Here is a 26,685-nt window from a genome sequence, read left to right as displayed (position 1 = left end):
GGCTGGCTCGGAGTCGTAAGTGCCCTTGATCGTTGGGTAATTCAATCATCTGCGTAGAAATAGGCTTCGAGGGAAGCTCTGTTGAGGCCTTGGCCTGGTGCGCTTTCGCCCTTGGGAAGCGACGGGGCCTTCCTCGGTGGGTAGTTGACGCGGTACCTCCATCGGGTGCCAGTACGTGACTCTTCGGGCCGTTTGATGTTGCGGAAGTGCATGTCAAACGTCTCGAAGGATGGGGTGTACGGAGTGGCGCATGGCCGGTGACTTCTACTTGGATCCGCAAGAACTGGGGAAGTTGGCGAGCGCGTTTGATACGCGGGCGTATGACCTGGGCCGTGCGGTCAAGAGTTTTCAGGGCGTGACGGGGACCGAGCAGATCCATGACGGCTTCGAGTTCCTGACCGAGTCCGATGAGGTGACGGCGGCCTACATCGAGTTGGCCGCGGAGATGGCCGTATCGCTGGGGGAACTCGCCAGGCATCTCGATGAGATGGGGCAGGCCATCAAGGACAACGCGAAGACTTCCGAAGCGTCGGACGAGGCTCTCGCCGGTCTGTTCAAGGGTGGGAAGACGTGAGCGAGGAGAGCGTCGCCGAGAAGGTGTACGAGGCCGGGATCGAGGTGGTGAATCCCGGTGGCCGTCCGGATGTGCTGCGGGCGGCGGCCAAGGGGTGGCGGACGATGGGGGAGGAGCTGGAGGAGGCGTACTCCGCGCTCGACCGGCAGGTGCGGGTGAGACTTGGTGAGCACTGGCGGGGTGAGTCCGCGGGGGCATGCCGCGAGCACTGGGCGAGGGTTGGTCACGGGGTCGAGGAGACCTTGCCGCTCTTCGAGGAGGCGGCGAGGGGGCTCGAGGAAGCGGCCGACCACATCGAGGAGATCAATGCCGACATTCACAAGATCTACCTCGAGATCGGCGTCTCGATCGGTGCGTCCGTGCTGCTCTCCTTCGTCACCGTCGGGTTCTCGGCGGCGGCCGGGGCGGCGAATGCGGTGCGGTTGGGGGCGCAGGCCGTGGATGCGGCCACGAAGTTGGGGCGACTGCTGGCGGCTGCGGCCCGTGCGTTCCAGACCATTCGCACATGTCTGAGGGACCGGAAGTTGCTGGGCCTGGGCGTCGAGCTGGGTGTGCAGTGGGCTGCCGGCACGGGTTCCGGTGTCATGACGAGCTTGGCCACGGGCGATGACCCTGAGCTCAAGAGCAATGCCGTCAACGGCGTTGTGGGCGCCCTCGGCGGCAAATTGGTAGCGGGTCGTCTGGCCTCGCAGTTCGGCGGAGGCGTGGCCGCGACCGCTGTCGACGGTGTGACGCTGGGCGCCTTCTCCTCCGTTGCCGGTGACACCGTCAACAACATTCGCAGCGGAGAGCGGTTCGACGCGTCGCAGATGGCGTTCGGAGCAGTCGCCGGAGGACTCGCTGGTGGAGCCGGGAGCACGGCCGTTCACCGGGCCACGGACGGGCGGACGCTCTCTGCGGCACGGAACCTGGCGGGGGATGTGGCCACCAACGCTCCCATCGGATTCGCTCTCGGCGCGGGCGGCAACATCTCCAAGCACAGCGACGCGGCCGTCAATGGCGATCCCAACGCGGACGAGAAAGAGGCCCGACCCGGTGCAGCCGAGGACACGCGGAAGAGTGCGGGCGCAGCTGCCGAGGTCCTGCGGAATCGGCCCGACCCACAGCGGTATGGAGCGTTCGGATGAGTGGTAGGTGGACCCTGGACAAGGGCGTGAACGACCTCCGTCCCTTCCCGCGCTGCGGGCGGTTCGTCACTGTGGCCGTCCCGCTCTCTCTCACGGCGCTGACCGCCGCCTGGCTGTTCCTGGGCGCCACACCGGCGCGCACGGTTGTTCTGTGGTGCTCGCTGGTTCTGCTCGCCGCGTCCCTGACGATCTGGTCGGTGGCGGTGTTGCGCGACGGTGATCGGTCCCGCAGCGACACGTACCAATGGGCAGTGCGGACAGCCTCGGTGTCCCCAGGGCGCGGTGAAGGCGCCGTGCCGCGGCGGCTGAGCGGAACACGCTGGCTGACCGTCCGTTACGGGGGCACGGTGGTCACCGCTTTCACGCTTGTGGCTCTCTGGGTGACGCTCGCCGCCGCCGACGCACGGGGAACGGGCACGAGTGCGGTGCTGGCTCAGGAGGGTGCGGTGATCGAACGGCGTCCTATCGTGAAGATCGAGAACCAGGAGGCGGGCAGTGGCCCCCGCTCCTCCGCCACGGCTGACTACACAGTCCTGCTTCCCTCGTCGGCCGGAGAGGGCGGAGTGCCCGTGACATTCCAGGCGGACACCAATCGACGTCAGGGGATCGGCAGCGAGCTGTTCGTGGCATCCGTCCGGGAGCGGCCCGAGCTCGGAGCCATCGGTGACGACCGGCTCGCCGAGGTGGAGCGCCAACTTGCCGGGCGGGCTGTGGAGTTCGACAGCATGTTGGTAATCGGGCCCTTCTGGGGCCTGGCGACTCTCGCTGCCCTCATCGGGTGGTGGCTGACTGAAAGTATCCGGCGCCCCGCCCGCACCGTCACCCCCGACTGGCATTCCTTGCGAGTCGTGGTCGCCGGCACCAAGGAACACACCGAACCGCCCCCGCCGGGAAGCCCTGAAGCGGCCGATGAGAAGAAGCGTCGGGAGAACACCCGGAGGTTTCGGTGCCTGGTGCTGGAAGGCTGCGGTCAGGAAGTCCCCCTCCGGTCCGAGATGGGACTCGAGGCAGCTGGAGAAGCGCTCTCAGGTGCGCATGGCTGGCTGCTCTGGCACCCCCTCAAGAAGCGAGGCCGCGACATGCTCGCCGAGTTGGTGGGTGACGACGGCTGGCAGTTGCCGGGCGCGGTCCCGGTCCAGGTGGTCGAGCGGATCACAGCGGAAGGACTCACTGAACCCGCGCACCCGGACCCCGAACGCCGGGTCCGGATGCTGGACCTCGGAGCGGGCTGGCTGGTGACGGCATCCGTACCGGGAGTCGTCGGATGCGCGGTGGCGTTCGGCTGCCTGTCCACCCTGCTGCTCGTCCCGGAGGATGGGGCTTGGCGGTGGTGGACCGCCTTGGCGGGTGTGCTCGCCACTGCGGTCGGCTTCACGGTGCAGGCGATGGGGCGGATCGGAGATTGCGACCGCAACAATGACGCGGCGGCGTCTTCGCAGCCCGCTGCGTGATTCCCGGAACAACCCAAGTACACCCAGGCCGTCAACTGATGGCCGAAGCTGTCACGCCTGCCGGCGCCTCATGCCGATCACATAGCAGAGGCCCCACGCCGCAGCCGCCGCGAGCACGAGGCCCAGCAGGTTCAGCCAGTCGACTCCGCCGGTGTTGTTGTGCCACCAAAGCTTGGCCGGGAGGAAGGGCTCGTGCTCCAGCACGTCGAACGCGGCCTTCGGCGTTTCCTCCATGGCGAAGACCAGCGGGATGGAGTTGGCGTAGCCGAAGAAGGCGCCGAGCGCGGCGATAACGGCTCCGCCGATCCCGGCACCGTTGTTGCCGCGCCCCACTGAGCCGACCAGGAAGCCGACGACAGCTCCGTTGAGCAGGGCGTGGGCGAAGTAGAGGACGTTGGACGTGGTGACCGACTGCTCCTTGTACGTGGCCATGATGAGACCGCTGTAGAGCAGCGATACGACCACCGACGCGAAGAGCCCGAGGAAGATCGCGCCGACCGGATTGCCGCCGTTGTTCGGCTGCTGCGCGACGGGCGGTACCTGGAACGGCTGCGCGGGGTGCGGCGCGGAGTACATCGGGGGCTGACCGGGAACGGGTGTGAGGCCGACGGGTGCCGACGGTTGTCCCAATCCTGGCGTCCGCTGAGGCGGCAGAGGTGGCTGGGCGTACGGGCTGTAGGGCTGTGCCGAATGCGGGGGCTGAGGGGGCTGCGGTGGTGGCTGGAACGGCGGCTGGTTCATGGATCCCCCGAGATGTGAACTGACAGAGCAGCAAGGTATCAGCGGGATCCGGAGGGGTTCGGCGGCGCCGGAGGGGGCGGTGTGAAGGGGCGGGCCCCGTCGGTACTCAGCGCGCTCGTGGCCCTCGCCGCCACGGTGGTCGCCGGTGCTCCGGGCAGTACCGAAGCGTTGGTGGCTCTCGGCGGCACGGCCTGACCCGTGTACGTGTGAAGGTTCCGAGGAGGCCCCCCATACCCCCCGTACGATGATCACCAACAGCCAGTTCACATCGGGGGAGTCGTCCATGGCCGACATCGACATCAATGCTGCGCGCGTACGCGCCGCGGCCGATGACACCGAATCCTTGTCCCAGCAGACGATGAAGCGTCTCAGTCATTCGCTCGACACCAGCGACGAGGTGTACGGCGCCCACTACGGCAACGGCTGGGAGAGCCCGGTGCAGCTCAAGGTGTGTGCCGAGAAGTGGGAGGAGCACATGGTCTCGCTCGCCAAGCGGATGGGCGAACTCAGCCAGAAGCTGCGGGAGTCCGCCGACGGTTACGACAGTGCGGACGCCGAGGCCGAGTCGCGGTTGCGCGCCGGGCTGCACGACCTCGGGAGGGGCTGACCATGGTGTCGTACGAGGGGATCAACAACGCCCGCCCCAAGACCTGGGCGACGGCCGCCGATGAGTGGCACGCCCTCGCCAAGTACTCCCTGGACGCGGCGAAGGACCTGCGCGAGTACGGTGCGAAGCCGCTGAAGGACAACTGGACCGACGAGGTCGGTGCCACCGCGGCCGCCGAGTTCGCCAAGCTGGCCGACCAGTTGGAGGCTGCCTACGACATTCTCCTGTCGGTCAACATGGTCGCCGACGGGATGACGACGACCATCGAGACCGCGCACAGCACCATGCGCGCCGCGGTGGACCTTGCCACGCAGTACGGCCTCGAGATCGGCGTCGACGGGGCGGTCACCGGTCCGCCTCCGCGCAGCCGCACCGAGGCCGAGGAGATGGGGCCGTACCGCGCGCAGGTGCAGGATCTTGTCGACCAGGCCGTCGAACAGGTCACCGCCGCCGACCGGTTGGCGGCGTCCGAGTTCGCAAAGCTCGCCGGCCAGACCGGGCTCACCGATCCGGGCAAGGCCCTCAACGACCTCCAGACGCATGCCTCGCACGTCCAGATGCAGATGCTCGCGAACGACATCCCGGTCGACGAGGACCCGACCACCGTCCGTCAGTGGTGGAACGGTCTGACCGACCGGCAGCGCAAGGACATGATGCTGGCCCAGCCGGTGGCCCTCGCCAACCTCGACGGCATCCCGGCGGACGTACGGCGGGAACTGCGCGGCAACGGCAAGTACGACCGCGTGCAGCTGGTCGAGTACGCCCTCGCCAACTGGGACAAGAGCGACCCGACGGACTTCGGCAACAACTGCACCAACTTCGTCTCCAACGCCCTGCTGCACGCGGGCATGAAGGAGAAGACCAGCATCTGGGGGACGTCCGACGACGACTCCTGGATGATCGGCAACCGCACGGGCGTCGACGGTGTCGACAAACGGCTTGCCTACTCCGACAGTTGGGCCGCCGCCGAGAACAACCAGAACTTCATGCTGGAGCACGGTGGCAGCGAGGTCCCGCGCTCCGACGTGAAGCCCGGCGACATCATCTACTACGAGCAGTCCGGGCCCAACGACTCCATCGAGAAGGGCAACACGCACCACGCGGCGATCGTCACCGCGGTGATGCCGGACGGTGAGATCAAGTACACGCAGCACAGCGACTCGTACCAGAACGTCAGTCTGGAGGGCCGGCTCCCCGCGACCGAGCAGCATGAGGGGCAGCAGAACATCCGGATCGTCCGACCCAATCCGGACTGGTACTGATGGCCGGCCCCACGCCGCGTTGGTCGCTGCTGGTCCCGGTCCTCGTCGTCGCTTCGGCGGGCCTTCTCGCGGCCCACTTCTCCTTCGACGGGGACACTTTCCAGAACTGCCGTTACCTGGGCCCGTCCACCCGCATGTACGTCACCGCCTGGGCCGCGCCCGCGTGCGCCCTGGCGGCCCTGTTCCTCCTGCTGTCCCTGCGGCGCCGGGGGCAGCGGCCGGGGACCCTCGCCATGGCCGCCGGGTGCGTCGTCCCCGTCCTGCTGCTGGCCCAACTCGCCGCCCTGTACTGGGTGTACGAGCCGGACCCCGCCGGCGGCCAGGACTGTTCCGGGCTGACGAGGGCCGCCGCGCGGTACTGACCCGGACAGAAGGCTCCCGTCGCCGGTACGCGGGCGACGGGAGCCTTCTGGGCAACAGCCCCTCGGTCAGTCGGTGGTGGGGAGGGCCACCAAGGTGTACGGCGTCTCCCCGTAGATGACGGAAGGGTTCGGCTCGGACACGTAGAGCCGGTTTTCGTGCCAATAGGGCCTGGCGGATATCGACATGCCCTTGCGGACGTCCGTCGGGTACTCGACGACGGTCTTCGTCGAACCGTCCTTCGCGTTGAACTCCACCAGCTCGGGGCCCTTGTCGTTGTCGTTGCTCGTCTTGTAGGCGAGGATCCGGTCGCCTCCCGCCGCGGGCAGCGGATAGTACGACCTGAACTCGACCGCGTCGGTCTTCCACAGCTGCTTGCCGCTGTCCAGGTCGTAGGCGGCCAGCAGCTCCTTGCTCTTCTCGGTGGGCACACCGATGACGAAGGTGTCGCCGAAGACGCCCGCCTCCGACCAGGGGCCGCCCAGTGAGTCGTCGGTCCTGATGTACTCGGACGGTGTGGCGGGGGAGAACTGGCTGCGCACCTTGCCCGTCTCGTCGTCGAGGGAGAAGAGCGCGTCCCCGTCGTCGCCGTGCCGGACCAGGACGACGGGAGAGGTGGAGACGACGTCACGGCCCTCGATCTCGCCGAAGCTGTCCTTGGGCACCTTGTGGTGGTAGGTCCAACGCGCCTGTCCGGTGGCCGGGTCGATCAGCGAGACCTCGTCCCAGTTCTGACCCCAGTCGGGGTCGTCGAAGTCGCTGATCTGGCAGCCGCGCACCCGGATCAGTGCCTTGCCGCCGGTGAACTCGCCGCTGCCGCAGTCCTGTGTCGCGAACTTCTTCGGGTCCCAGGCCGCCGTGCCGTCGGCCGCCTTCAGCGCCAGCGTCACCTTCGCGGCGTTGACGACGACCACATCGCCGGCCCGGGCGACCGACACCTCGTCCTTCGACGTGGTGCCACCCGGCTTGAGGTCCCTGTCCCAGAGCTTATTGCCGGTGCGGAGGTCGTAGGCCACGAGGTGGTCGCAGGCCTTCCCCTCGCCGTAGGCGACGATGCCGATGTCGCCGGAGGAGTTCTCGGGCGCGACGCACGCCTCGCTGCTGTCGCCGGGGAGCGCCGTCGCCCACAGCCGCTTGCCGCTGTCGAGGTCGTACGCCTTCACACCGTTGGGCAGGGTCTGGACCACCGACTTGTCGGTGAACCAGGTGCCCCGCGTCTTCGCCCCGAGGACCGCGTCGACATCCTCGCCCTCCTGCTTGGAGGCCACGCTCCACAGCACGTTGTTGCTCGCCGAGCCGACGAGCATGTACCAGGCCCCGAAACCGGCCCCGCTCAGCACGAGCACGGCCATGACGAGCAGCACGATCATCCCGACCGGCTTCTTCCGCGCGTTCCCCGGCTGGGCCGGGCCGACGGGGCCGCCCGGACCGGGGTACCCGTACGGCTGCGGGGGCTGCGGCGGGAACCCGTAGCCCTGCTGTCCGGGTTGCTGCGGATGGCCGTAGCCCTGCGGGACCCCGTACCCCGGCGGGGGCGCCTGCTGCGGTCCGCCGTACCCATAGCCGTACGGCTGCGGCGGTGGCCCCTGCGGTGGCGGGCCCTGCGGCGGCGGGCCCTGCGGTGGTGCCGGGGGTTGCTGCGGGTACCCGTACCCCGGCGGGGGGACGCGCGGAGGCTGCGGCCCGTACGGGCCGGCGGAGCCCTGGCTGCCGTCTGTACTCATCAGCTGTTGCTCCTCACGTAACCCGCCCAGGCGGCCTGGAACTCGCTCTCCCCCATGCCCGTGGCCTCGCGCAACTGCCGGTCGAGCTGCCCGGGGTGGCGGTACTGGTCGGTGACGAACCGGAGAGCCGCGGCCTCGCCGTGCTTCTCGGCCATGAACCGGATGGCCAGGTAACTGACCGTGTAGTTCGTGGAGACCTCGTCCCCGGCCCCGGGGTCCTCGGGCAGCGTGCCGCTGAACTCCTTGCCGGTGACGTCGTTGCGGATGTTCCACGCGCCGAGCTCACTGTCGAAGCGGAACGCCACGTAGTCGGCGAAACCCTCGACGACCCACCAGCGGGTGTTCGACTCGGTGGCGAACCCGCCGGAAGAGGCCTCCAGCGGCTGCACGACGGCGTGCGCGAACTCGTGGTGGGAGATCTCCTGGACGAGCTTCGGCCAGTACGTCGCGTTGGTGAAGCGGCTCCCGGACATGTCCATCTTGACCCGGGCACCGCCGTACTCCAGGTCCTTCTCGTCACCGCCGAACCCGGCGTCGAAGGTGGGCATCGCCACGCTCTGGCCGGCCTCCCAGTCGACGGACTGCGAGCCGTACAGGGAGGAGTAGGTCTTGCGGTCGGGTTCGAGAACCGTCACGAAGCCCGTGGGCGTCTCGGTGTCCTCGGGGCCGTTCGCCCTCCACAGCTCGATGTCGTCCTTCGCCGCCTTCTCGATGTACGGCGCGTAGCGGTCCGTGTCGGCGGCGTGCTTATTGTCCGAGATCGTCAGCGTGTGGGCCTTCTTGACGACGTGCATGTCCTCGTAGAGGTCCCAGGGAGCCGGGTAGAACACATAGCTCTTGGCACCGAAGGCGCCGGGTGCGGGACCCACCTTGGTGATCCGCGGCTCGGCGTCCTTCGACTCCCGCTTGATGATCCACCGGTACCACTCGGACACCGGCCGGACGTCCACGTCCTGGATCTTGTGGACGAAGGCGACGTCGAGGGCGACCGAGGCCCCGTCGCCGTACTCGTCGGTGCTCGTGCCCGTCGTTTTGAGGACGGAGTACTCGGCCTGCGCGAAGGGGATCTTGCGCAGATTCTCGAAGAGACTCCTCTGCGTGTCCTTGGCCTCGCCGGTGAAGGGGGCGAGATACGTGTCCTCCTCGCCGCTCCTCAACGCCTGACTACGGCCGTCGAGCAGCTCCTGGATGTCCTTGGCGCTCAGCAACTGCTCGCCCTGGGCGTCGCCCGCCGCGGTGGGCAACGCGCCGCCGCCGAAGGCCTGGTACGCGGCGAGCCCGCCGATGCCGAGCACGGCGAGCACGGCCAGGACGACCAGACCGATGACGGCCTTCTTCAGGCCGCTCCCGCCCCGGTCACCGCCGGGTCCACCGGGAGGCTGCGATTGCGGGTACGGCATGTGGGGCGGCGCGGGCCAACCCTGAGCCGTGGCGGGCGGTTGCGGCGGATAGCCGTAGTGACCTGGCGCGGCCTGTGGCGGGTAGGGCACGCCCCCCGGCTGCGGCTGCGTCGGCTGCTGCTGTGGGGCCCACCCTCCCTGCCCCTGTGGATACGCGCCGCCCGGCCCTCCGGGCGGCGGAGGGTACGACATGAACCCGGTCCCCCATGAGTCTCGATGATGTGTGGGAGCCCGCAGAGAAATGGAGCACGACGCTCAAGTGATCAACAGCTCCCCCGTAATGCACATGACACCCTACAAGTACGACGGTTCTGGTCGATGCCGCCCCCATCCCTTGCTCATCCAGGCGGAAAAAGATGGTGATCCGCGCGGAAAGGGCCAGTGGTGGTGAGGTGGGACTCATGGGGTGGCCATGTGAACGCGTGTGATGAATAGGTGAAGTCGAGGCCTGGACCAGCACTTATGCGGTGGCACGGCGGGCGCCGTGGTGTGCCGGGTCGTCCCTCCGTGGACAGACGAGCGAACAAAAAGAGCCGCTAAGGTGCGGGCCCTCTGCTGTTGTCACCCGGAGGTTCCCCCTCGATGCACATGGCCGGTGTTCTGCTCGCGGCCCCGCCCGGCGGCGCCGTCAGCCCGGTTGCCCTCGGGGGCATCGGTGCGGGCATCGCCGCGCTGGTGCTCGTGAACCTCCTGATCGCATGGTCGTCGCGCCGCAAGCGCAGCAAGGTCCCGGCCGAGCAACTGCGCGAGGAACTGCGCGGGGAGATCCGGAACGGCGCCCCGAACGTCCGCGGGCACATCCGCGTCAATCCGGCCCGCTATCCGGGGATTTCGGTCGGGCAGGCGGAAGCTCTCGCCGCCGAAGAGGGATTCACCCGGCAGACCCACGGCACCAAGGGAATGTGGCTTTTCCTGCGCCGGGTCTCCGACTGAAGCACAGGATCTCGGACGGAATACGGGGGAAGGAACATGGCCGATTTCAAGGTCAGTCTCGATGAACTGCGCAGGCTGAAGAAGAAGCTCGAGGACAGCGAGTCACAACTCGACGAGGCGATGCGCCGGATGAAGGACACCGGGCCGAAGGACCTGGGCAAGCGCGTGCTCGACAAGGCCTGTGAGGACTTCGAGGAGAGCTGGGAGTTCGGGCTCGGCAAGACACAGGAACGGATCAAGGTCCTCAACGAGGCGCTGCCCGCCATCATCAAGGCGTACGAGCAGACCGAGCAGGAGATCCAGGGCGCGTTCGCGCACACCGGAGCCCACACTCCAGGGGTGGCGCAGTGAGCGACGACTGGAGCGGCCTCGGCTGGAACCCCACCCCCGGCCACCCCCACCTGGCGACCAACCTCTCCGACAATCTGCTGCACACCGCCGAAACCCTGCAGACCGCTTATCAGTTGCTGGACTCCCTTTCCAAGGAGAGCACCTGGTGGTCGGGGGAGGCGGCCAAGGCGTTCACCGAGAAGGTGACGGACCTCCCCGACTACCTTCAGCGCGCCCATGACTCCCTCGAAGCCGCGGGCGGCGAGATAGCCAGGTGGAGCGACACCCTGCACGACCTGAAGGCCAGGGCCGGCCACTACGAGGCGGACGCCGAGGAGGCGCGCAGGAAGGCCGACCAGGCCGAGCGGGACTACGAGACCGCCCGGTCCGACCCGGATCTGCGACTGGCCGGCCGGATGTTCACCGACAAGGCGCAACTGGACGACGCCCAGGCCCGTTTGAACCGTGCCAACGAACGGCTCGACAGCGCGGGCAGGACGCTGAACAGCGCCCGCGACCAGCTCCAGGACCTGATCGACGACGCCAGGAAGCTGGAGACCCAGCACGGCGACCGGGCCCAGGAGTACGCCGACGCGATCCGCAGGCACGCCAGTGAGTACGCCCCCGAGGGCGGGGCCTGGGAGAAGTTCAAGGACTGGTGGAACGAGCACGGCGGCGACCTGCTGACGATCGCGGCCACGGTCGTCGGCATCGCCGCGATCTTCTGCCCCGTCCTCGCGCCCATCGCCATCGGCCTCAGCCTGGCCGCGGCGGCCCAGCACACCTACCAGTACGTCCGGAGCGGCAAGGACATGTGGCCGCCGACGTCGAAGAACCTGAGCGAGTGGGCCACGCTCGGCGGCGACCTGCTCGGTGCCGTCCCGGGCGTGGGCCCCGCCATCGACGGTACGAAGGCAGCCATCGAGGGAGGCAGGACCGCCTTCGAGGCGGCACGGGGAGCCGAGACGCTCGCCCGCACCGGTGCGACCGTCTCGCAGGCCGTCAAGAGTGGCGGCGAGGCCTTCAACTGGGCGGCGAAGGCGGCGGACCCCTCCAACCCGCTCATCGCCCGGCCCGTCGAGTGGGCCGCGGCCAAGCTCGGCTCCTCGTCGGCCGCCGGCGCGATGGCCGCGGACGTGACACAAGCGGTGACGACGGGAGCCCTCGCCCTGCCCACGGCCATCACCCTCGACCCCGACTACACCGACGCATGGGCGACCCCGGCCACGAACGCCACCGTCGCAGGCGACGGCGTCATGGCGGGCGGGCTCGCCGTCGAACCCCTCCAGAAGATCTTCGCCGTGGCCAGGGCCCTGTGATGGCCACCGTCGACGATGGCCGGCCCCTGCCCCTTTGGTACACCCTGCCGGAGGGCTTCCAGTCAGTGGATCTCTCGGCCGATCCCGAAGAGCGCATGGAGGCCAACTACACCGCGCTGGCCGAGCTGTGCCCCGACGCGGCGACCGGCCAACTGGTCGCGAGCGCCCTCGCTTTCGAGGCCGCGCTGGGCAGACTGGTCGAGGACGGACTGGTCCACTTCAGTTCTTTCGTCCTGCGCACGGACGGCGACCTGCTCCTCACGGGGATCTGCCAGATCTCCGTGACCGACCGCCCCGCGGGCGACCCCCACCTCTACCCGCACAGCGCGCTGCGCGCCCACCCGGACCAGCCGGACACCCACAAGGCGGTCGTCGAACTGCCGCCGGGGCTCGCCGCCGTCGTGGTGGCGGATCAGGCCGTCACGGTCCCCGGAACGCTGTTCGGCGTCGAGGGCGAGAGCACCTCGGCCGTCCGCACCGCCACGTTCCACCTCGCCTTCCCGCGGATCCCGCAGGCGGTGGTGGTGTCCCTGTCCACCGAGGTCTTCGAGGCGCAGGAGGAGTTCCTGGAACTGGCCACGCTGATGGCCGCCGGGATCTCCTTCACGGCCCCGAAGCCGGCCCGCGAACCGAAGACGGCCGTGGCAGCGGCCCACAGCCCCTTCGGCTAGCCGGCAGGGCGCCTCACCGTTCCCAGAGCACGTCCAGCTGCAGTCGTACGGCATTCAGTCCCTCGGGGTCCCCGATGACCAGCAGGCCCTCGGAGGTCAGCGCGAGCGCGTCGCAGACGTGCAGCCAGGGCAGCACACGCACCCTGCCGGTGAACACGTGCCACAGATGCAGCTCGCCGTCGCTCCAGGCCACGGCGAGCACCGGACCGGCGGAGGTGTCCGCGGCGGCGAGCGCGGTGGTCCGGTACCGGCGCTGCTGCACCGGCACCGGCATCGGCTCGGCCGAGGTCTCCCACAGCCGCACCGCGCCGTCCGCCCCGGCACTGAAGGCCAGCGTCAGTCCGTCGGCGGTGTCGACGCAGGTGACGGCCGTGACCGGCTGTTCGTGCACACGGCAGGAGCGCGGAACGTCCTGGTACTCGCCCAGGGACCACACATGCACCGTGCCGCCCCGGTCGCCGACGACCGCGTACGGACTCCGGGTGCCGCCGCTGCCGAGCGCGGTGACCAGCGACTCCTCCCCGGCGAGCGCGGCCGAACCGTGGTGCTCGGCGATGCGCTCGAGCGCGAACGCGGCGGTCGGGTCGTCCTCGGTCACGAGCGGCAGCAGCGCGCCGGACCGGTCGAGCAGCAGCGCCGAGCGGGCGTCACAAGGGGCGACCGAGCGCGGTCGTACGAAGGTGGGGTGGACGGAGGGCACTGCGGCTCCGTCGGACGCGCCGACGGACGGCGATGCGGTCCCGCCGAGTGCCGCACCGCTCCCCACGTCGTACGTCCGCAGCCGCCCCGTCGGGTCCGAGGCCAGCAGCCATCGCTCCATACCCGGCACCAGAGCCGGCGCGCTCTCGTGGAGGGCCCGCCGGGCCCAGACCGCGGACCACCAGTGCTGGTGGGCGAGCGGTCGCAGGTACTCGGTGAGGTCCGGGTCCGTGCCGACCGCGGCGGCGTGCAGCAGGGCGGCCCGTTCGGCGCTGTCGGTGTGAAACGCCGTCAGTTCCGGTGCGGCACGCCTCCACACCTCGCGCAGCCGGCCGGGCACCGGGATGCGCTCGTCGGTGAGGACGGCGGTGAGCGCGGTGGCCGAGCCATGCACCAGGAACCCGGGGTCGGTCAACAGGCCGCGCACGGCGGCTCCTTGGGCGTCGACATCGTCGGTGCGCAGCGCCGCGTCGAGGACGCGCCGGAGCACCATGTCAGGGGCCTGGGACCAGTCGGGGCGGCCGTCGGCCGTGCGCGGGACCGCGGCGACGAGCTCGGTGTACGAGGCCTGTCCGTTGCCGCTGCCGTTGTCGCCGCCGTCGCCCAGGTCGACCGACTCGGCGTCGTGCGCGGCCAGCAACCCCGACGTCCCGACCTCAACGGCCACGCGCAGATGGGGAAGGGCCAGCAACGGCTCCAGCAGCTCGGCAACCAGGGTCTGAGGTGCCGCCGACGACAGATCCGCGGGGCCCGCTCCGGCCCGGTGGAGATCGGGTACGAGGATCAGCAGCGGTCGCTCGTCCTGGCTCACCCGGTCCAGCAGCCGCGCCGGGGAGAGTGGGCCATAGCCGAGCTGCCGACCCAGGCTCCAGGCGAAGGACTCGGCCGTCAGCCCTGCGGCCAGGACAGTGGCGTGGACGGTTGTTCGCGGGTGCCCGGCCGCCCCGGCCAGGAACCAAGCGAGCAGATGGCTCTTGCCGCTGCCCTCGGCGCCCCGCACCAGGAACAGCTGGGGCCCGACTGCGGTGTCGTCCGCTGCCCAGTTCAGCAACCGCTGTCCGAAGGCCCGTTTTTCCTCGTCCAGCGGCGGCCAGGAGGCGATGTCCGGTGTGACGGCACCGACGGTCATGGTGTGCTGGGTCCCCTTTTCGCTCTACTGCGGCTGCTCGGCGGCGGCCTCGCGCAGCAGCCGGATGCCTTCCGCACGGGACTCCGCCGTCTCCCCGTAAGGGAAGTTGTGCGTCAGCTGCGCCTCGGGGAAAACCTGCCCGAGCCACAGCGAGCAATAGTGCCCCGGCATGAAGCAGGCCTCCAACTCGGTGTGGATCCGCAGCACTTGCTCCGGCTGCACACCCGCGGCCCGCAATCGGGCCCACAGCCGCTCCTCCGGATGGACGCCGATGTCGCCGGCCTGCGTGACGATCTGCTTCTCGCCCCTGTCGTCAACGATCTCGAAGGCGGTGAACCACTCCGCGCTCGCGGTGTCCCGGATGTCGTCGAGGACGAGGGGCCACCAGTGCTCCCGCCCCTCGAACGCCCGCGGGTCGAGAGTCCGCAACCGCTGCTCCAACTCCGCGTACGCGGCTGCGGCCTCCTGCGGCACCTCGGTGCCGAGGATCACGGCGAGGGCCCGGTCGAGTGCGGCGAGCGACTCGGCGAACATCTCCGGAGTCGCGTTCACGAACCTCAACTCCTCGTTCCAGTCGAGGAGTACCGCACGCACGACGCCCTCGTGGTCGGCGCAGATCTCGAACCCCCGGTCGGAACCGAGCCGTGCCCAGTCCGCACAGGACTCCTGTACGACTCGTCGCCCCACGGTCTCGGCGTATTCCGCGAGGCGTACGGCGTCGTCGGCGTCGGTGGCGAAGTACGGCCCGACCTGACGAGGCACGGCCACCTCCGCCAGCCTGCTCACGCTCGGGGGCGGAGCGGAGGCGTCACCGGCGACCTCCTGCCGGAAACGCCGGACACCGTCTTCGGGGACAGTCATGGATGAATCCGCCTAACCAATGGACTCGTACACGTTCGAGAGAACAACATCCCACGGGGGCATGCGAGGTGCGTCGTCCGCCTCCCAGTCGAACTCCTCCGACCAGGCGGGCTCGACCCCTTCGAACGGAAGCGGATCCGCCCGGCGCATCCTCTCTCGCAGTGACACCGCGACGCCCTCCGAATCGGGAATCTCTTCGGACACCGTGAAGTCGTAGTTGGGACGCTCGAGTTCAAGCAGATAGGTGAAGTAGACGAACGAATCGAGACTCTGGTTGATCGGGTACGTACCGGGCTCGCCGTCCGGCAGGCAGTACACCGCCCCGGACGCGGGGTCCAGGACCACGGCATCGTAGAAGATCTCCCCGAGGACGAGCCAGTTCTCCCAGCCCTCCGGCATGTCCTTGTAGTCGGAGAAGTAGCGGAGTTCAGCGCAGCGGCGGAACCTGTTGGGGGTCTCTCCTTCGAAGAGCGCTCCGTCGAGCACGAAAAAGGAACTCCGGTCGTCCGGCAGGCCGACCCCGGTGAGGATCGTGTGAGCCGACTCGTGGAGTTCCCGGGGCAGCTTCGCCTCCTCCAGTGTCACAAGCCTTTCCGGAGGGAAGACCGACTCCATCATCGCGCGGTCGACAAGCTGGGGCATTTTCTGTCCTGTCGGTTATTTCACAACTGCTGTCGCTGGGGCGGGCATTTTATCGGCAGTGGCCGCCCCAGGTCAATTAGTGCCTCTTTTTGGGATTGATACCGTTGAGGTACCGTTCCATTTCTTCGTTGCCCTTCTGCTTCGACTCCGCCGTGTGGCCGTACTCCACAGTGTGTGAAACGCGCACACTTTCCGGCAGGTGTTCCGATATCCAGGCGCTGCAGTCTTTCGCGCCCGGCCCGGTCGTGCATGGCTCACGCTCGGTATAGAGCTCGGACATCCCTTTTTCGGTGCCATTGTTGAGGAACGGGATACCGACCTGGCGTTCCGAATGGGAGGCAGGCCATTTACTGCGGCCGACAAGTATGAACTCGTTCTCCGATCCCGAGTCGCCGTACCGCGCGGCGGCGTAGTTCCGACTGGAGAACTTTCCCTTTCTCGTCTGCCCGTAGTCCTTGTTCGCGTCACGTGCCAGGCGTGTGGCCTGCGACAGATCGGTACTTCCGAAACCGACCTGCGTCGACGACTTCCTTTTGCGATCCGGTGCGTCGGGCAGTCGGTAGTCGGCTGCCACCCGCCGCCCGACATTGTCTCCCTGGAGATTCAGCGGGGTGAGACGGGCCCGGTCCTCGGCGGTCAGGTCCTGGTGACCCGTGGATGTGAGGCGGGTGACCTTTCCCTGGTCGTCCACGTGGTAGACGTGCTTCTTGCTGATGCCCTGGAGCTCGGTCGCGATGTCGTCGTCAGTGCTCTTGTGACGCTTGGCCATCTTGCTCAGGCCGCTGGTCATGCTCTCGTCGAGGTGGGACGCGGAGCGCTTGACGCCCTTTCCGATCCCCTCCATGAGCTCGTCGACCATGGGGTCGAGGAGATTGGTGAGCGCATCCTTGCCCCGGGCGCGGCCGTGCGAGGACTTCGCGCGGGTCAGCTTGCTGCCGGCCCCGTCGCGGATCTTGCCGCCCGCGCTCTTGAGCCCGTTGCCCGCGCGGTCGTAGGACTCCAGGTCCATGCTGAACTGACCGCCGCCGCTGCTCGACCCGCCGTCCCCGCCCGCACCGGCCAGCTGCATCGAACCGCCCGCGCCCCCGCCCGCGCTGGCCAGCTGCATGCCCCCACCCGACTTGAGGCTGTCGACGCCGTCGTCCAGGCCCTCCCGGCCCGCTTTCGCGGTCTGGCCGAGGTCGACGCCGTTCTGCGTCCCCAGGGCGTTGCCGCCCAGTTGCAGGACCAGGTCACCCGCCATCGCGCCGAGAGCCTGGAATATCGGACCCGTGGCGACCTCGATGATCCGTGAGGCGATCTCCTCGCACACCTCCTGGAAGATGCGTTTCACCGCGATCCGGGTGGCCTGCGTACCCGCGATACCGCCCAGCGTCGACAGGCCCAGGGTGACCGGGGCGGCCGCGATGGCGGCCACGATCTCCGCGGCGAGGATGCCGAGTTGGGCGATCGCCGCGATCTTCGCGCCCTCGATCAGCACGGCGACCGCGTCCAGCGCGGTCGCCGCCACTCGGCCCGCTTCGGAGAGGTTGGTCAGATGCTTGCCCTTGACGAGGTCCCAGTGCTTCTCCAGCGCCTGGATCGCGAGGCCCTCGTTGCCGCCGATCAGATCGGTGATCGCCTGGTGCGCATCCGCGGCGCCGTCCTCGATGTCGTCGGCGAACTCCCGCATGGCCTGGGCCATGTCGCGGTAGTCGTCCTCGTCGACGTTGGGCCAGCTGATGCCTATCAGGTCCAGGGCCGCATCCAGCTCGCTCGGCAGGACTACACCCACAAGGACCCCCGTTCGAAAGTTAGTTGGTAAAACGTAACTTTGATCGGATCATGGGAACAAGTTCACCCGGCGTCACATGACCTGAACCGAGGCTCAGTTGGCGCATACCTTTCCGAACGGAACCCGGGGGCACGTAAATCCGTCGCGCCCCCGCGGGCGTGCCGTTAGCCTCCGCCTGGACGGGACCGTGAGGGGAGCCGGGCATGGAGACGGGACGCGTACGGACCGACCGACTGGGCGTACTGCTGGACCAGTTCGACTGCGTCAGGGAGCGGGCGCAGGTACGGCTGGAGGGTCTCGGCGACGAGGAGTACCTCTGGGAGCCGGTCCCCGACTGCTGGTCGATCCGGCGCCGGAGCGAGGCGGTGACGCCCCGGGCGTACGGTCCCGGCGAGTGGGTCCTCGACAAGGGCGCCCCGGACATCCCCTCGGGCGAGTACGCCGAGGTCGCCCGCCAGGCCGCCGACGGCATGAGCGTCGCCAAGATCGCCGAGGACTGGAGCGTGAGCGTCGAACGGGTCGAGGAGGTCCTCGCCCACACCGGCCCGGTGGAACCCGACATCACGCCGGTCACCACCATCGCCTGGCGACTGGGGCATCTGCACTCCTGTTTCGCGGGCGAGTGGGAGTGGACCTTCGGCGAACGCCGCACGGATCCCCACCAGTTGGTCGACTTCACCCCTTCCGCGGCCTTGGCCCAGGAACGCTTCTGGACCCTGCTCGACCGCTGGCGCGAAGCCGTCGGCCGGGTCACCGAGGAACAGCTCGACACGATCGGCTTCTCCCAGTACCCGTACGGCTCCGCGCCCGACGAGCCGTACATCTCCGTGCTGTGGGGGTCCAACCTGGAACTCATCCATCACATGGCGGAGATCGCGCTGCTCCGCGACTTGTGGCAGGCCCGCTTCAACGCTGCTGGGTAGTTCGACCGGCCGAGGGCTGAGCGCCATGACAGGGGCGCGGGCCGGGTGAGCGGTTCTGGGCGGATAGGGCCCCCGACCGTGAGATGTCGCCGGAGTCCGGCAAGGGCGTCCGGCTCCTCGACCTTCAGGGTCACCCTCGCAACCCATTGCACAGCGAGCAGCCCGGCCGCACCGGCCTCCAGCCCAGACGCGGCGAGGGAGCTTGCCGTGGTGGAAGCCGGTTTTCGCCGCGGACGTCTCACGGCTGACCCCCCGGCGGGGACGTTCCCGGGAGCTGCAGGAGCGGCGGCGGCCGCGACCATGTCGGACGGGGCGCACTGAGCAGGGGGCATGCGCCGTCGGCGGACCAGCCTTGCGCGGCGTCCGGTCGCGGCGTGACAGCCGCCGGCGGCCCCTCCACGGGGAAACCTTCCAGGGGAAATCCTGTGAAGTTCACGTGAACAAGTCGTCGTTGAATCGGCTGACGCCGACCACCCCGCGACGCGGCCGACCGACCTTTGAGATTCTGACGCTCGTCATCGTCAACGGCATCGACAGTTTGGGCGGCCATGGACCACAGCAGCCAGGAATGGGCCTCGCAGGGCCAGCAGCCGGGGCGGCCGCAGGCCCCGGGACCGTACGGCGGGCCCCCCGTTCCGGCGTCTTACCCGCATCCCGCGGCCGAGACCAGGATCGAGATCGAGAGCAAGAGACTGCGGGCGTACGCCCGGGTCAAGGCCGGGGAACAGACCGTCGCCATCCGGTCGGCGGACGAGGGGACGAAGGGCAATCCCGTCGCTTACGTCAACGTGCCCCAGGACGCCCTGAACGGCGGGCGCCATGCGCGGCCCCCGTTCACCGTGAGCGGCCCGGACGCCGAACCCTTGTGCTCGGTCCGGTCCGTCGGCTCGGGTGCGTACGAGGTGTACGGCGGGGACGGTGCACCGATCGGCCGGATCACGCGTCTGGACGGACGGGCGCTGCCATGGCCGCGCCGCCCGCGCTGGACCGTGCAGGCGGTTACCGGCGGCGAGCCTCTCACCGCTGAGCGCGGAACCCCGGTCGGGTGGGCGCTGTTCACCCTCTTCTCCCCGGTCTACCTCGTCATCTGGGCGCTTGGGGCGCTCCAGGGGCTGGTGCCGTTGTTGTTCGGCGACAAGGACGAGGCGAAGAAGGAGTCGGCCTGGGACCTCGGCCTTCCGAGCCGCGCGCTGTGGCGCGCCTCGGGTGATTCCGAGGTCGTCGTCGACTATCGGGGCGGCGGCATCTTCCACATCGCGTCGTCGCGGCTGGACCCACGGCTGGCGTACGCGCAGTCGGTGCTGCATGTGTGGGACGGCGTCTGAGCCGCGGTCCTCACAAGTTGGCGACCGCGAACATCCGCAGGTACCCCGGAGGTTGCCCCTCCGATAATCTGTGCGCCGGTGACTGGATCACGACTACGGGGAGACACGGGGATGGCTGACTTCCAGATCGATGTCGATCGCATGAAGACCCTGATCAACCGGCTGGACCAGGTGGACGACCGTATGCGCGGCGCCCAGGAGCGGCTCAACAAGGTGGGTCCCAAGGGACTTGGCACGGATGGTCTCGACAATGCCTGCGACGACTTCCAGGACGACTGGGGCGACGGCATCAAGCGGATCGCCGACGGCGCCAAGCAGCTGCACGAGGGGCTCAAGAAGACGCTCGAGTCGTACGAGTCGACCGACAAGGAGCTGCAGAAGGGCTTCAGCCAGAAGTAGTGCCGGCCACCGCCGGTCCGACAACTCGCACACGCACACAACGGGGAGAAGACGATGGGAATGTTCGACGACCCCAACTGGCCCGGACTGACGTTCAACCCGGCCAAGGGCGACCTGCACACGATCGAGTCACTGGCGTACGACGTGAAGACGGTCGGCGACGAGCTCGACGAGATGCGCGAGATGCTGGTGGGCATCGGCAAGACGGACGGGATCTGGGACGGCGAGGCCGCCAGCAAGTTCCAGGAGAAGGTCGGCGAACTGCCCAAGTACCTTCAGCAGGGCCACCAGTCGATGAACGCCTGCTCCAGGGCGCTCAAGGGCTGGCACGACGAACTCGAGACCATGCAGCGCCAGGCCAAGAACCTCGAGGAGCGTGCGGTCGAGGCCCGCAAGCGGCTCGACCAGAAGAACGCCGACGTCGACAAGGTGAACGTCAAGATCGAGGGCGCGCAGTTCCAGCAGCTCACCGAGCAGCAGGCGAAGGCGCTCTCCGAGGAGGCAGACTCCGCCTCGCGAGCCGCCCAGGACGCCGCGACCGACCTCAAGCTCCTCATCGAGAACGCCGAGGCGCTGCGCAAGTACTGGGAAGAGCAAGCCGGGAAGGCCGAGAAGGCCATCCGCGAGGCCGCGAACAACCGGCCGCCGGACATCAGCATCTGGGACAAGATCACGGATGGCCTGAAGGGCGCCTGGGACGGGTTCAAGAACTTCCTGATCGACAACGCGGACCTGTTCTCCACCATCTCCAGCGCGCTGGCAGCAGCCGCGATCGTCGTCAACGTCATTCCGGTCGGTGGCCAGGTCGCTTCCGCAATCCTGGGCGCGGGCGCCATCGCCTTCTCCGGGGCTGCCATGGCCGGCCACTGGATGGGCGGCGCCTCGCCCTTCAAGATCGGAATGGACGCGTTCGGCATGCTCCCCGGCATCGGTGCGGCCAAGGGCCTGTTCACCGGCATCAAGGCAGGAGCGAAGGGCGCCAAGCTCGCCGCCGGCCTCACCCAGGGCGGCAAGGGCCTGATGCAGGGCATCAAGAACGGTGTCATGTCGACGCAGATCAACAAGCGGATCCTGGGTCCGCTCGGCAAGGCCCTGCCCGAGTCGGAGGTCTGGAAGATCTCGCTTCCCACGAAGGCGGGCAGCGCCCTCCTCGGCACCGGAAAGCTCATCTTCGGCGGCGACGACGGTGGCAGCCAGCCCGCGGTGTCGACTCACCCGACCCCGGCGAACCCGAGCCAGTCCTCTCCGGTCCGGACGATGCCGTACCCCGCCACGGGTGACAAGTTCCTCCAGACCCTGGCGGCCTGAGCGAGATGACCGAAGTCACCACCGTCACGGCAGACCCCGAGGGCCGGCGCGGCGACCTCCACGTCGGCTGGATCATGCCGCCGTTCTTCCACGAGCTTCCCGTGGACGCTGAGGACGCCGACGAGGTCGGCGAACGGCTCGGCGAACTGGTCAGGACGATCCTCGCGGAGGGCAGCGAGGACGACCAGATCACGATGTTCGCCCTCTACTTCCAGATCACCGCCCAACTGGCGGACGCGGGCGCCGAGTACGCCGGCTTCTGCCTGATGGACATGGACGGGCGCCGGAGCACCGCCACCGTCGCGGTCTACCGCATGTCGCTGGAGAAGATCACGGCCGGCGAGGCCCTGTCGGAGGCCTACTCCGCGCTTCGCCGGGCCTACCCCGACGACGACGTTCAGATCAGTGCCCTGCCCGTGGGCAAGGGGGACAGCCAAGCCGTGGTGAGGATCGGCGGCGCGCCGTTCACGATCACCGCGGAGGCGTCCCCCACGGGTGAGCCGCTGGAAGTGCCGCGCGGACAGATACAGGTCTACATCCCCCTGCCCAACGACGCCGACATGCTGGTGTTCGAGCTCTCCACGCCTTCCATGGAGGACTGGGACCTCTACTCCGAGCTCTTCGCGACGATCGTCCGGACACTGGACTGGGCCACGGAGGAGGAGGCCGAGATGGCCTCCGCGCTCTCGCAGGCTCAGCCGGTCCCGGACGTGGCTCCCGATCCGGCCGTCGTCCAAGAGCTCTATGCCCACTCCAGCCGGGTCCTGGACGCCCTCGGCGTGCGCGGCCGGATGGACGAGGGCAACGCGGTGTCGGCGGTCACGTGTGTCGATTGCTGGTCCAAGGGGCTGAGGTCGGTGTGCACGGCACGCCACCACTGGCAGATCGACGGTGTCGAGGACGCGGAGCTTGCAGTCGCCGTCGGACGGCTCGAAGAGACCTTCCAGGGGCAGGGCTGGTTCACGTTGTCGGGCACACCGGGCCAGAGCGTGTCCCTGGCCGCGGACGGTGACTCGGGACACCGCGTCAACGTCACGCTGATCTCCGGCCGCCAACGGCTCGTCATCGAGGTGATCGCTCCCTGCACACGTATCGTGCGGGGGCCGGTCGACTCCGCCTTCGGATAGGGGCCGGCCTGAGGAGGCGGCCGCATCATGGACAACAACCCCAGTGATCTCCTGCCGGTCGGCGCGCACGCACTGTCCGCGGACCCGCGACTCGCCGATGCCGTACGGCAGATCGGCAGCACGTACGGCTACGACTACTTCGACGACGGGGCGGTCAGAAAGACCCTCTCCGAACACGAGGCCGCCCTTCGACGGCTCGGACGCGGAGGACTGGTCTGGGCCGGCTCCCTGGCCACAGCCGTCGGAATCGTCTGGCTGGTATGGGCCGCGGCCGGCAAACCGGACAACATGGCGGTGGCGGCAGCACCCCCGGCGGCTCTCCTGGTCCTGGCGCTCGCCGCCTTCGTCCAGGTCAACCTCCAGGGCAGGCGCAAGCTCCGGCACCCCTTCCTGGAGGGGTACCGGCACGTGCTCGCGGCGGCGCGCGCGCACGGCGCCCCCGTGGCCTTCGTCCCCGCCTGGCTCACCGGCCGAGGCGGCGCGGCACTGGACGTGGCCCCGCTGCCGTCGTACGCCACACCGGCCGGGGCGCCCGCCACCGGCGTGCGAGCCACCCCGGTGGCCCCGCCGCCCAAGCCGGCCGAGGTCGAGGAGTACGAGCGGATCGCCGACCAGGGCGGCTGGCACGACGAGGCGGGCTGGATCCTCGTCGTCGCGGGAGCCGTCGGGGTGGGCTACGCCGTGGTCAAGGACCTGCCCGCGGCGTACGCGTCGGTACTGCTCATCGCCCTCGGTATCTGGACCTGGCTGTCCGGACACCGCCTCGGCAGACGCCAGAGGGAACTGTCCGGCGAGGCCCTGCGCTACCTCGACGAGCTGACCAGGTCCCAGGCCTCGGGAGCACCCGTGCACGAGCTCTCGCCACCCTTGCGCAAGCTCCTGGACACACGGCTCTGACAGACAGCACGCATACGGCGGTGGCGGCACCCTCCCCGGGCGCCGCCACCGCCGTACCCGCAGCCGCTCAGCCCCTCAACCGACCCGCGCCCCCGCCGCCTTGGCCCGCTCCCGCGCCTCGGCGCTGACGCCGCGTTTGCGGGCCGACATCCGGTCGTCCACCGCCGTACGCTGGGCGACTCCGAACAGCCGTCGCGGCCCCGGTACGGCGACGACGCCCAGGAAACGCGGGTCGCCCGCGAACCAGACCTCGCCGACCTCGCCCGACCTGACCCTGCGGACCCAGAAGGTGTATCCGCTGCCCAGGAAGCTGCCGTAACCGAGGGAGACGGTCTTGTCCGGGCGCTCGGGATCCGCGAAGGAGAACCTGGTGGTGCCGTTCTTCGCGATCGAGGCGGCCCCGGGGACCGACTGCCAGGGATAGACCCGCAGGATCCGGCGCAGCGACCGGATGCCCAGCACCCTCGCGGTGTTCAGCATGGCCAGGTAGATCAGCACGAACAGGGCGGGGAAGAGGACCCAGAGCGTCCACACCGGTGTCAGCAGCACCGCGTACAGCCAGGCCACGAAGGACCCGAGCGAGAGCACGAAGGCACTGAGCCGGAACGCGGCCGTGCGGCGCCAGGCCCGCCGGGTGGCCGGGTCCTCGTAAGCCGTCTTCGTCAGGGGAACGTCCACTGCGTCTCTCTCCATCGAGGTCAGCCGAAGACCGCGCGCATGGACGCCTCGACCTCGGACTCGGGAATCCGGGCCTTGAACTCCTCGGGGAGCGGGTTGTCGAAGCTCACCATCTCCGCCATGGCGCGGTGGATGTCACGGTAGTTCTCGCGAGCGCCGACGGCCGTCGTCGTCAGTGTGAGGACCGCGAGGTTCCGCCCATCCGGGAAGGGCAGATACGCGGTCGCCTCGTACAGGGAACGCTGCCGGGAGTCGGCCTCCGCCGGCAGCTCCACCAGTGACTCGGTGAACGCGCCGGGCCCGCAGGGCAGGTCCACCACGGCGATCGGCAGCGCGTTCTTGCGTGCGGTCGCCGCCTGCGCCGCCGCCAGCTTCGGCGGGGTCCAGGGGATCTCGCGGCGGGCGAGCATGACGACCGACTCCAGCATGGCGCCGTCGTCCCCCTCGTGGGCGCCGATGGCGAAGCTCACCACGCCTTCCCGCCGCATCTCCGAAGTGAGGGCCCTGGCCTGGGCGAGCTGCTCCAGGAAGCCGGCCTGCTGCTCCTGCGGGACCAGTTCGAGGAGCGACTCGACGGCCTCGACCACCCTCGCGCCCTCGGCAGACTCCGGATCGGCGAAGAGATCGCGGAAGGGGACCTCCACATAGCCGGGCGCGAGCGCGAACCACAGGTCGCAGCCACGCTCCATGGCCGACTCGTCGATGGCGTACTCGAACTCGTCCGCGTCGTCGGTCATGAGTTCCACTCCTTCAGTGCGTCGCGCCGAACAGGATCTTCAGCGTCTTGAGGGCGGTGGCACCATGGCCGGCCCCGTCGAAACTGCCGGCCCGGACACCGTCCGCCCCGGTCGCCGCGTTCTCCGCGGCGGGGTTCTTGATCTCGTCCCACAGGTTCTTGGCCACGCCGTACGTGCCGGTCAGCGCTCCCGCGCCGGAGACCGAGACGTCGATGATCTTCGCCGCCGAGGACGGGTCGGCGGCGCCCTTCACCAGCCAGGTGGTCAACGGGTTCTCGGCGGCGTGGATGCGCTGCGCGGCCAGCCAGGTCTTGCCACCGGCACTGCTCAGCCTCTCGCCGAGGGTGAGGGCCTCCGCGCCGGCGCTCGCCGACCGCGCCGCACCGTTGACCCCTCGTGCGACGGCGCCAACGCCCGGGACCATGCCGAGGGTGTCGCCGACCACGCCCACCGCGTTGCTCCAGAAGTCGGCGTCGAACTCCCCTTTGGTGAACCCGTCCTTGAGCGATGCGCGCACCACCGGATCGGACAACCGGCTGATCAGGGTCGCCGCGCTCGCCGCCGCCGCGACCAGCAGGAGGATGGGGCCGACCGGTACGGCGAAGAAGAGCGCCGCGAGACCCGCGATGGCCGCGATCGTGCCGAGGATGTCGGTGAGGTTGTCGCCGACCCAGTCCATGGCTTTCTCGAACCAGTTCGGTTCCTCGGGCGCCAGCTTGTCCGTGGAGTCGCGCAGTACGCGCGCCCTGCCGCGGGCGTCGGTGCCGTGCTCCTCCTGGAGCTCCTGCGCCTTCCTGACGACGTCGTTGTACGCGGTCCTGGCGTTGGTCACCGCCTCGCGTGCCTTGGTGAGCTCCTCAGTCGCCCGGTCCAGCCGTGCCTGCGCGTTCTTCAGCTCCGCGTCGTCCGTGAACGTCTTGCCCGCGAGCTTGAGGTCGGGGTTCGCGGAGGCTGTCTTCTCCTGGCCCTCCGCGGTCCCGATCCTCCCCTTGGCGTCCTTCGCGTCGCTGTCGAGGGCCCGCGCCCGCTGCTGGTAGCCGTCCAGCGCCTTCTGCCAGTCGGCCAGCGCGGTGGCTGCCCTGGTGATGGACGAGTGGGCGTTCTTCAGGTTCGTCGGCAGTGCCCCGTCGAGCTGCTCGCGGAAGGCGACCGCCGCATCCCCCTCCCAGTCGCCGCCCGAGCGCAGATTCTCGATCATCTTGTGGGCGTCGGAGATGGTCTGCGCCGACTTCTGGAGCCGTGACGTCAGCTCCGATACGACTGAGACACTGCCCGGTGCCGGGTCGAAGCCCAGGGACGGATAGGAGTTCGCAGTCACTTGCCGCCTCCCTGCGCCGCCTTGCGGAAGCCCTCTTCGAGGGCGTGGTCGACCTCGTCGTAGTTGGCCTTGCTCTGGCCCACGCTGTCCGCGAACTTCCCGGTCAGCTCCGCGATCTGCTCGGAGCCGTATTTCCAGTGCTCGTGGAACTCGGCACAGGCGTCATCGAGCTCCTTGGTGCCGATGCCCTCCGCGGACACGTCCTGCATCCACTTGCGGACGTTGTCCAGCTCGGACTTCGCATCTTCCAACGTCCTTTTGAACCGCCCCAGTTCGGCGGTGTCGGTCTTGAAGTACTCCGTCACAGGCTCTCTCCCCGTTGGACAGGTTTCTTTCACACAAACAAAGAGGGGCGGCCCGCAGACACGG

At 68.9% G+C, this 26,685-nt stretch carries 27 protein-coding genes; 16 read left to right on the top strand and 11 right to left on the bottom strand.

Translation table 11 applies throughout. The features are described from left to right. Positions 1–250: 250 nt before the first annotated feature. Genes RNB18_RS13150 through RNB18_RS13140 form a run of 3 tightly spaced genes read left to right on the top strand, consistent with a single transcriptional unit; the run spans position 251 to position 3,152 of the window. On the top strand, positions 251–574 hold the full coding sequence (locus tag RNB18_RS13150; protein ID WP_311714302.1) for a hypothetical protein: 324 nt from the start codon (positions 251–253) through the stop codon (positions 572–574). Further along, positions 571–1,701 (top strand): WXG100 family type VII secretion target, encoded by a 1,131-nt coding sequence (locus tag RNB18_RS13145; protein ID WP_311714301.1) that lies wholly within the window; start codon positions 571–573, stop codon positions 1,699–1,701. Before RNB18_RS13150 ends, RNB18_RS13145 begins: the two co-directional genes overlap by 4 nt. Further along, positions 1,698–3,152 (top strand): hypothetical protein, encoded by a 1,455-nt coding sequence (locus tag RNB18_RS13140; RefSeq protein ID WP_311714300.1) that lies wholly within the window; start codon positions 1,698–1,700, stop codon positions 3,150–3,152. Before RNB18_RS13145 ends, RNB18_RS13140 begins: the two co-directional genes overlap by 4 nt. Before the next feature lie 51 nt (positions 3,153–3,203). Here the strand turns inward: RNB18_RS13140 and RNB18_RS13135 are convergent, their stop codons facing one another. Then, positions 3,204–3,728, bottom strand: a complete 525-nt coding sequence (locus RNB18_RS13135; protein WP_311714299.1) for a hypothetical protein — start codon at positions 3,726–3,728, stop codon at positions 3,204–3,206. 409 nt (positions 3,729–4,137) lie between these two features. Here RNB18_RS13135 and RNB18_RS13130 point away from each other — a divergent pair, with 409 nt between their 5' ends. The 3 genes from RNB18_RS13130 to RNB18_RS13120 are packed head-to-tail and all read left to right on the top strand — an operon-like array spanning position 4,138 to position 6,124. Next, the gene (locus tag RNB18_RS13130) at positions 4,138–4,500 is read left to right on the top strand and encodes a type VII secretion target (RefSeq protein WP_311714298.1); all 363 of its coding nucleotides are present in this window, start codon (positions 4,138–4,140) and stop codon (positions 4,498–4,500) included. A gap of 2 nt (positions 4,501–4,502) precedes the next feature. Next, complete coding sequence (locus RNB18_RS13125; RefSeq protein WP_311714297.1) at positions 4,503–5,762, top strand: amidase domain-containing protein; 1,260 nt, start codon at positions 4,503–4,505, stop codon at positions 5,760–5,762. Continuing rightward, positions 5,762–6,124 carry a hypothetical protein gene (locus RNB18_RS13120; RefSeq protein WP_311714296.1) on the top strand — a complete coding sequence of 121 codons (363 nt, stop codon included), beginning with the start codon at positions 5,762–5,764 and terminating at the stop codon, positions 6,122–6,124. Before RNB18_RS13125 ends, RNB18_RS13120 begins: the two co-directional genes overlap by 1 nt. 66 nt (positions 6,125–6,190) lie before the next feature. Here the strand turns inward: RNB18_RS13120 and RNB18_RS13115 are convergent, their stop codons facing one another. Both RNB18_RS13115 and RNB18_RS13110 read right to left on the bottom strand, forming a co-directional pair. Beyond that, positions 6,191–7,846 (bottom strand): outer membrane protein assembly factor BamB family protein, encoded by a 1,656-nt coding sequence (locus RNB18_RS13115; RefSeq protein ID WP_311714295.1) that lies wholly within the window; start codon positions 7,844–7,846, stop codon positions 6,191–6,193. After that, entirely contained in the window at positions 7,846–9,246 is a 1,401-nt protein-coding gene (locus RNB18_RS13110; protein WP_311714294.1) for a hypothetical protein, read from the bottom strand. The genes RNB18_RS13115 and RNB18_RS13110 overlap by 1 nt, the downstream gene beginning before the upstream one ends. 588 nt (positions 9,247–9,834) lie before the next feature. Between RNB18_RS13110 and RNB18_RS13105 the strand changes: the two genes are divergently transcribed. From RNB18_RS13105 to RNB18_RS13090, 4 genes are read left to right on the top strand one after another with little or no spacing between them, the layout of a single operon-like run. After that, complete coding sequence (locus tag RNB18_RS13105) at positions 9,835–10,179, top strand: hypothetical protein (protein ID WP_311714293.1); 345 nt, start codon at positions 9,835–9,837, stop codon at positions 10,177–10,179. A gap of 36 nt (positions 10,180–10,215) precedes the next feature. After that, positions 10,216–10,530 carry a hypothetical protein gene (locus RNB18_RS13100; RefSeq protein WP_311714292.1) on the top strand — a complete coding sequence of 105 codons (315 nt, stop codon included), beginning with the start codon at positions 10,216–10,218 and terminating at the stop codon, positions 10,528–10,530. Next, the gene (locus RNB18_RS13095) at positions 10,527–11,828 is read left to right on the top strand and encodes a putative T7SS-secreted protein (RefSeq protein WP_311714291.1); all 1,302 of its coding nucleotides are present in this window, start codon (positions 10,527–10,529) and stop codon (positions 11,826–11,828) included. Before RNB18_RS13100 ends, RNB18_RS13095 begins: the two co-directional genes overlap by 4 nt. Further along, positions 11,828–12,499 carry a hypothetical protein gene (locus RNB18_RS13090; RefSeq protein WP_311714290.1) on the top strand — a complete coding sequence of 224 codons (672 nt, stop codon included), beginning with the start codon at positions 11,828–11,830 and terminating at the stop codon, positions 12,497–12,499. Before RNB18_RS13095 ends, RNB18_RS13090 begins: the two co-directional genes overlap by 1 nt. A 13-nt stretch (positions 12,500–12,512) precedes the next feature. Here RNB18_RS13090 and RNB18_RS13085 read toward each other — a convergent pair whose 3' ends face one another. From RNB18_RS13085 to RNB18_RS13070, 4 genes are all read right to left on the bottom strand, one after another. Beyond that, positions 12,513–14,327, bottom strand: a complete 1,815-nt coding sequence (locus RNB18_RS13085; protein WP_311714289.1) for a hypothetical protein — start codon at positions 14,325–14,327, stop codon at positions 12,513–12,515. Positions 14,328–14,351: 24 nt separating this feature from the next. After that, entirely contained in the window at positions 14,352–15,188 is an 837-nt protein-coding gene (locus RNB18_RS13080; RefSeq protein WP_311714288.1) for a nucleic acid/nucleotide deaminase domain-containing protein, read from the bottom strand. A gap of 12 nt (positions 15,189–15,200) precedes the next feature. Then, complete coding sequence (locus RNB18_RS13075) at positions 15,201–15,830, bottom strand: SUKH-4 family immunity protein (protein ID WP_311714287.1); 630 nt, start codon at positions 15,828–15,830, stop codon at positions 15,201–15,203. Positions 15,831–15,906: 76 nt separating this feature from the next. Further along, positions 15,907–17,604, bottom strand: a complete 1,698-nt coding sequence (locus tag RNB18_RS13070; protein ID WP_311714286.1) for a nucleic acid/nucleotide deaminase domain-containing protein — start codon at positions 17,602–17,604, stop codon at positions 15,907–15,909. A 203-nt stretch (positions 17,605–17,807) separates the two neighbouring features. Here RNB18_RS13070 and RNB18_RS13065 point away from each other — a divergent pair, with 203 nt between their 5' ends. From RNB18_RS13065 to RNB18_RS13040, 6 genes are all read left to right on the top strand, one after another. Further along, the gene (locus RNB18_RS13065; RefSeq protein ID WP_311714285.1) at positions 17,808–18,527 is read left to right on the top strand and encodes a DinB family protein; all 720 of its coding nucleotides are present in this window, start codon (positions 17,808–17,810) and stop codon (positions 18,525–18,527) included. A 548-nt stretch (positions 18,528–19,075) separates the two neighbouring features. Next, a complete protein-coding gene (locus RNB18_RS13060) occupies positions 19,076–19,852 on the top strand; it encodes a hypothetical protein (RefSeq protein ID WP_311714284.1) in 777 nt (258 codons plus the stop codon). 111 nt (positions 19,853–19,963) lie between these two features. Then, a complete protein-coding gene (locus RNB18_RS13055; protein ID WP_280862262.1) occupies positions 19,964–20,251 on the top strand; it encodes a WXG100 family type VII secretion target in 288 nt (95 codons plus the stop codon). A gap of 54 nt (positions 20,252–20,305) precedes the next feature. After that, a complete protein-coding gene (locus RNB18_RS13050; RefSeq protein WP_311714283.1) occupies positions 20,306–21,559 on the top strand; it encodes a putative T7SS-secreted protein in 1,254 nt (417 codons plus the stop codon). Positions 21,560–21,564: 5 nt separating this feature from the next. Next, positions 21,565–22,686 (top strand): hypothetical protein, encoded by a 1,122-nt coding sequence (locus RNB18_RS13045; RefSeq protein ID WP_311714282.1) that lies wholly within the window; start codon positions 21,565–21,567, stop codon positions 22,684–22,686. Between the two features lie 27 nt (positions 22,687–22,713). After that, positions 22,714–23,583, top strand: a complete 870-nt coding sequence (locus RNB18_RS13040; protein ID WP_311714281.1) for a hypothetical protein — start codon at positions 22,714–22,716, stop codon at positions 23,581–23,583. Between the two features lie 75 nt (positions 23,584–23,658). On the opposite strand, the gene RNB18_RS13035 is transcribed toward RNB18_RS13040, so the two are convergent. From RNB18_RS13035 to RNB18_RS13020, 4 genes are read right to left on the bottom strand one after another with little or no spacing between them, the layout of a single operon-like run. Beyond that, the gene (locus RNB18_RS13035) at positions 23,659–24,261 is read right to left on the bottom strand and encodes a hypothetical protein (RefSeq protein ID WP_311714280.1); all 603 of its coding nucleotides are present in this window, start codon (positions 24,259–24,261) and stop codon (positions 23,659–23,661) included. A 20-nt stretch (positions 24,262–24,281) separates the two neighbouring features. After that, the gene (locus tag RNB18_RS13030; RefSeq protein WP_311714279.1) at positions 24,282–24,998 is read right to left on the bottom strand and encodes a hypothetical protein; all 717 of its coding nucleotides are present in this window, start codon (positions 24,996–24,998) and stop codon (positions 24,282–24,284) included. A gap of 13 nt (positions 24,999–25,011) precedes the next feature. Then, the gene (locus tag RNB18_RS13025) at positions 25,012–26,316 is read right to left on the bottom strand and encodes a WXG100 family type VII secretion target (RefSeq protein WP_311714278.1); all 1,305 of its coding nucleotides are present in this window, start codon (positions 26,314–26,316) and stop codon (positions 25,012–25,014) included. After that, positions 26,313–26,621 carry a hypothetical protein gene (locus RNB18_RS13020; protein ID WP_311714277.1) on the bottom strand — a complete coding sequence of 103 codons (309 nt, stop codon included), beginning with the start codon at positions 26,619–26,621 and terminating at the stop codon, positions 26,313–26,315. Before RNB18_RS13020 ends, RNB18_RS13025 begins: the two co-directional genes overlap by 4 nt. Between the last annotated feature and the right edge of the window lie 64 nt (positions 26,622–26,685).

Source organism: Streptomyces doebereineriae, from assembly GCF_031845645.1.
Classification (GTDB): domain Bacteria; phylum Actinomycetota; class Actinomycetes; order Streptomycetales; family Streptomycetaceae; genus Streptomyces; species Streptomyces canus.
The sequence above is the reverse complement of the archived record's forward strand: the minus strand, read 5'-3'. Positions and strand labels throughout refer to the sequence as shown.

Excerpts from the sequence above, each read along its gene's own strand:
- RNB18_RS13135 (WP_311714299.1), bottom strand. The coding sequence starts at position 3,728 with ATGTACTCCGCGCCGCACCCCGCGCAGCCGTTCCAGGTACCGCCCGTC.
- RNB18_RS13030 (WP_311714279.1), bottom strand. The coding sequence starts at position 24,998 with ATGACCGACGACGCGGACGAGTTCGAGTACGCCATCGACGAGTCGGCC.
- RNB18_RS13105 (WP_311714293.1), top strand. The coding sequence starts at position 9,835 with ATGGCCGGTGTTCTGCTCGCGGCCCCGCCCGGCGGCGCCGTCAGCCCG.
- RNB18_RS13120 (WP_311714296.1), top strand. The coding sequence starts at position 5,762 with ATGGCCGGCCCCACGCCGCGTTGGTCGCTGCTGGTCCCGGTCCTCGTC.
- RNB18_RS13075 (WP_311714287.1), bottom strand. The coding sequence starts at position 15,830 with ATGCCCCAGCTTGTCGACCGCGCGATGATGGAGTCGGTCTTCCCTCCG.
- RNB18_RS13090 (WP_311714290.1), top strand. The coding sequence starts at position 11,828 with ATGGCCACCGTCGACGATGGCCGGCCCCTGCCCCTTTGGTACACCCTG.
- RNB18_RS13085 (WP_311714289.1), bottom strand. The coding sequence starts at position 14,327 with ATGACCGTCGGTGCCGTCACACCGGACATCGCCTCCTGGCCGCCGCTG.
- RNB18_RS13045 (WP_311714282.1), top strand. The coding sequence starts at position 21,565 with ATGACCGAAGTCACCACCGTCACGGCAGACCCCGAGGGCCGGCGCGGC.
- RNB18_RS13100 (WP_311714292.1), top strand. The coding sequence starts at position 10,216 with ATGGCCGATTTCAAGGTCAGTCTCGATGAACTGCGCAGGCTGAAGAAG.
- RNB18_RS13140 (WP_311714300.1), top strand. The coding sequence starts at position 1,698 with ATGAGTGGTAGGTGGACCCTGGACAAGGGCGTGAACGACCTCCGTCCC.
- RNB18_RS13060 (WP_311714284.1), top strand. The coding sequence starts at position 19,076 with ATGGACCACAGCAGCCAGGAATGGGCCTCGCAGGGCCAGCAGCCGGGG.
- RNB18_RS13040 (WP_311714281.1), top strand. The coding sequence starts at position 22,714 with ATGGACAACAACCCCAGTGATCTCCTGCCGGTCGGCGCGCACGCACTG.
- RNB18_RS13150 (WP_311714302.1), top strand. The coding sequence starts at position 251 with ATGGCCGGTGACTTCTACTTGGATCCGCAAGAACTGGGGAAGTTGGCG.
- RNB18_RS13065 (WP_311714285.1), top strand. The coding sequence starts at position 17,808 with ATGGAGACGGGACGCGTACGGACCGACCGACTGGGCGTACTGCTGGAC.
- RNB18_RS13050 (WP_311714283.1), top strand. The coding sequence starts at position 20,306 with ATGGGAATGTTCGACGACCCCAACTGGCCCGGACTGACGTTCAACCCG.
- RNB18_RS13130 (WP_311714298.1), top strand. The coding sequence starts at position 4,138 with ATGATCACCAACAGCCAGTTCACATCGGGGGAGTCGTCCATGGCCGAC.
- RNB18_RS13115 (WP_311714295.1), bottom strand. The coding sequence starts at position 7,846 with ATGAGTACAGACGGCAGCCAGGGCTCCGCCGGCCCGTACGGGCCGCAG.
- RNB18_RS13055 (WP_280862262.1), top strand. The coding sequence starts at position 19,964 with ATGGCTGACTTCCAGATCGATGTCGATCGCATGAAGACCCTGATCAAC.
- RNB18_RS13080 (WP_311714288.1), bottom strand. The coding sequence starts at position 15,188 with ATGACTGTCCCCGAAGACGGTGTCCGGCGTTTCCGGCAGGAGGTCGCC.
- RNB18_RS13125 (WP_311714297.1), top strand. The coding sequence starts at position 4,503 with ATGGTGTCGTACGAGGGGATCAACAACGCCCGCCCCAAGACCTGGGCG.
- RNB18_RS13110 (WP_311714294.1), bottom strand. The coding sequence starts at position 9,246 with ATGCCGTACCCGCAATCGCAGCCTCCCGGTGGACCCGGCGGTGACCGG.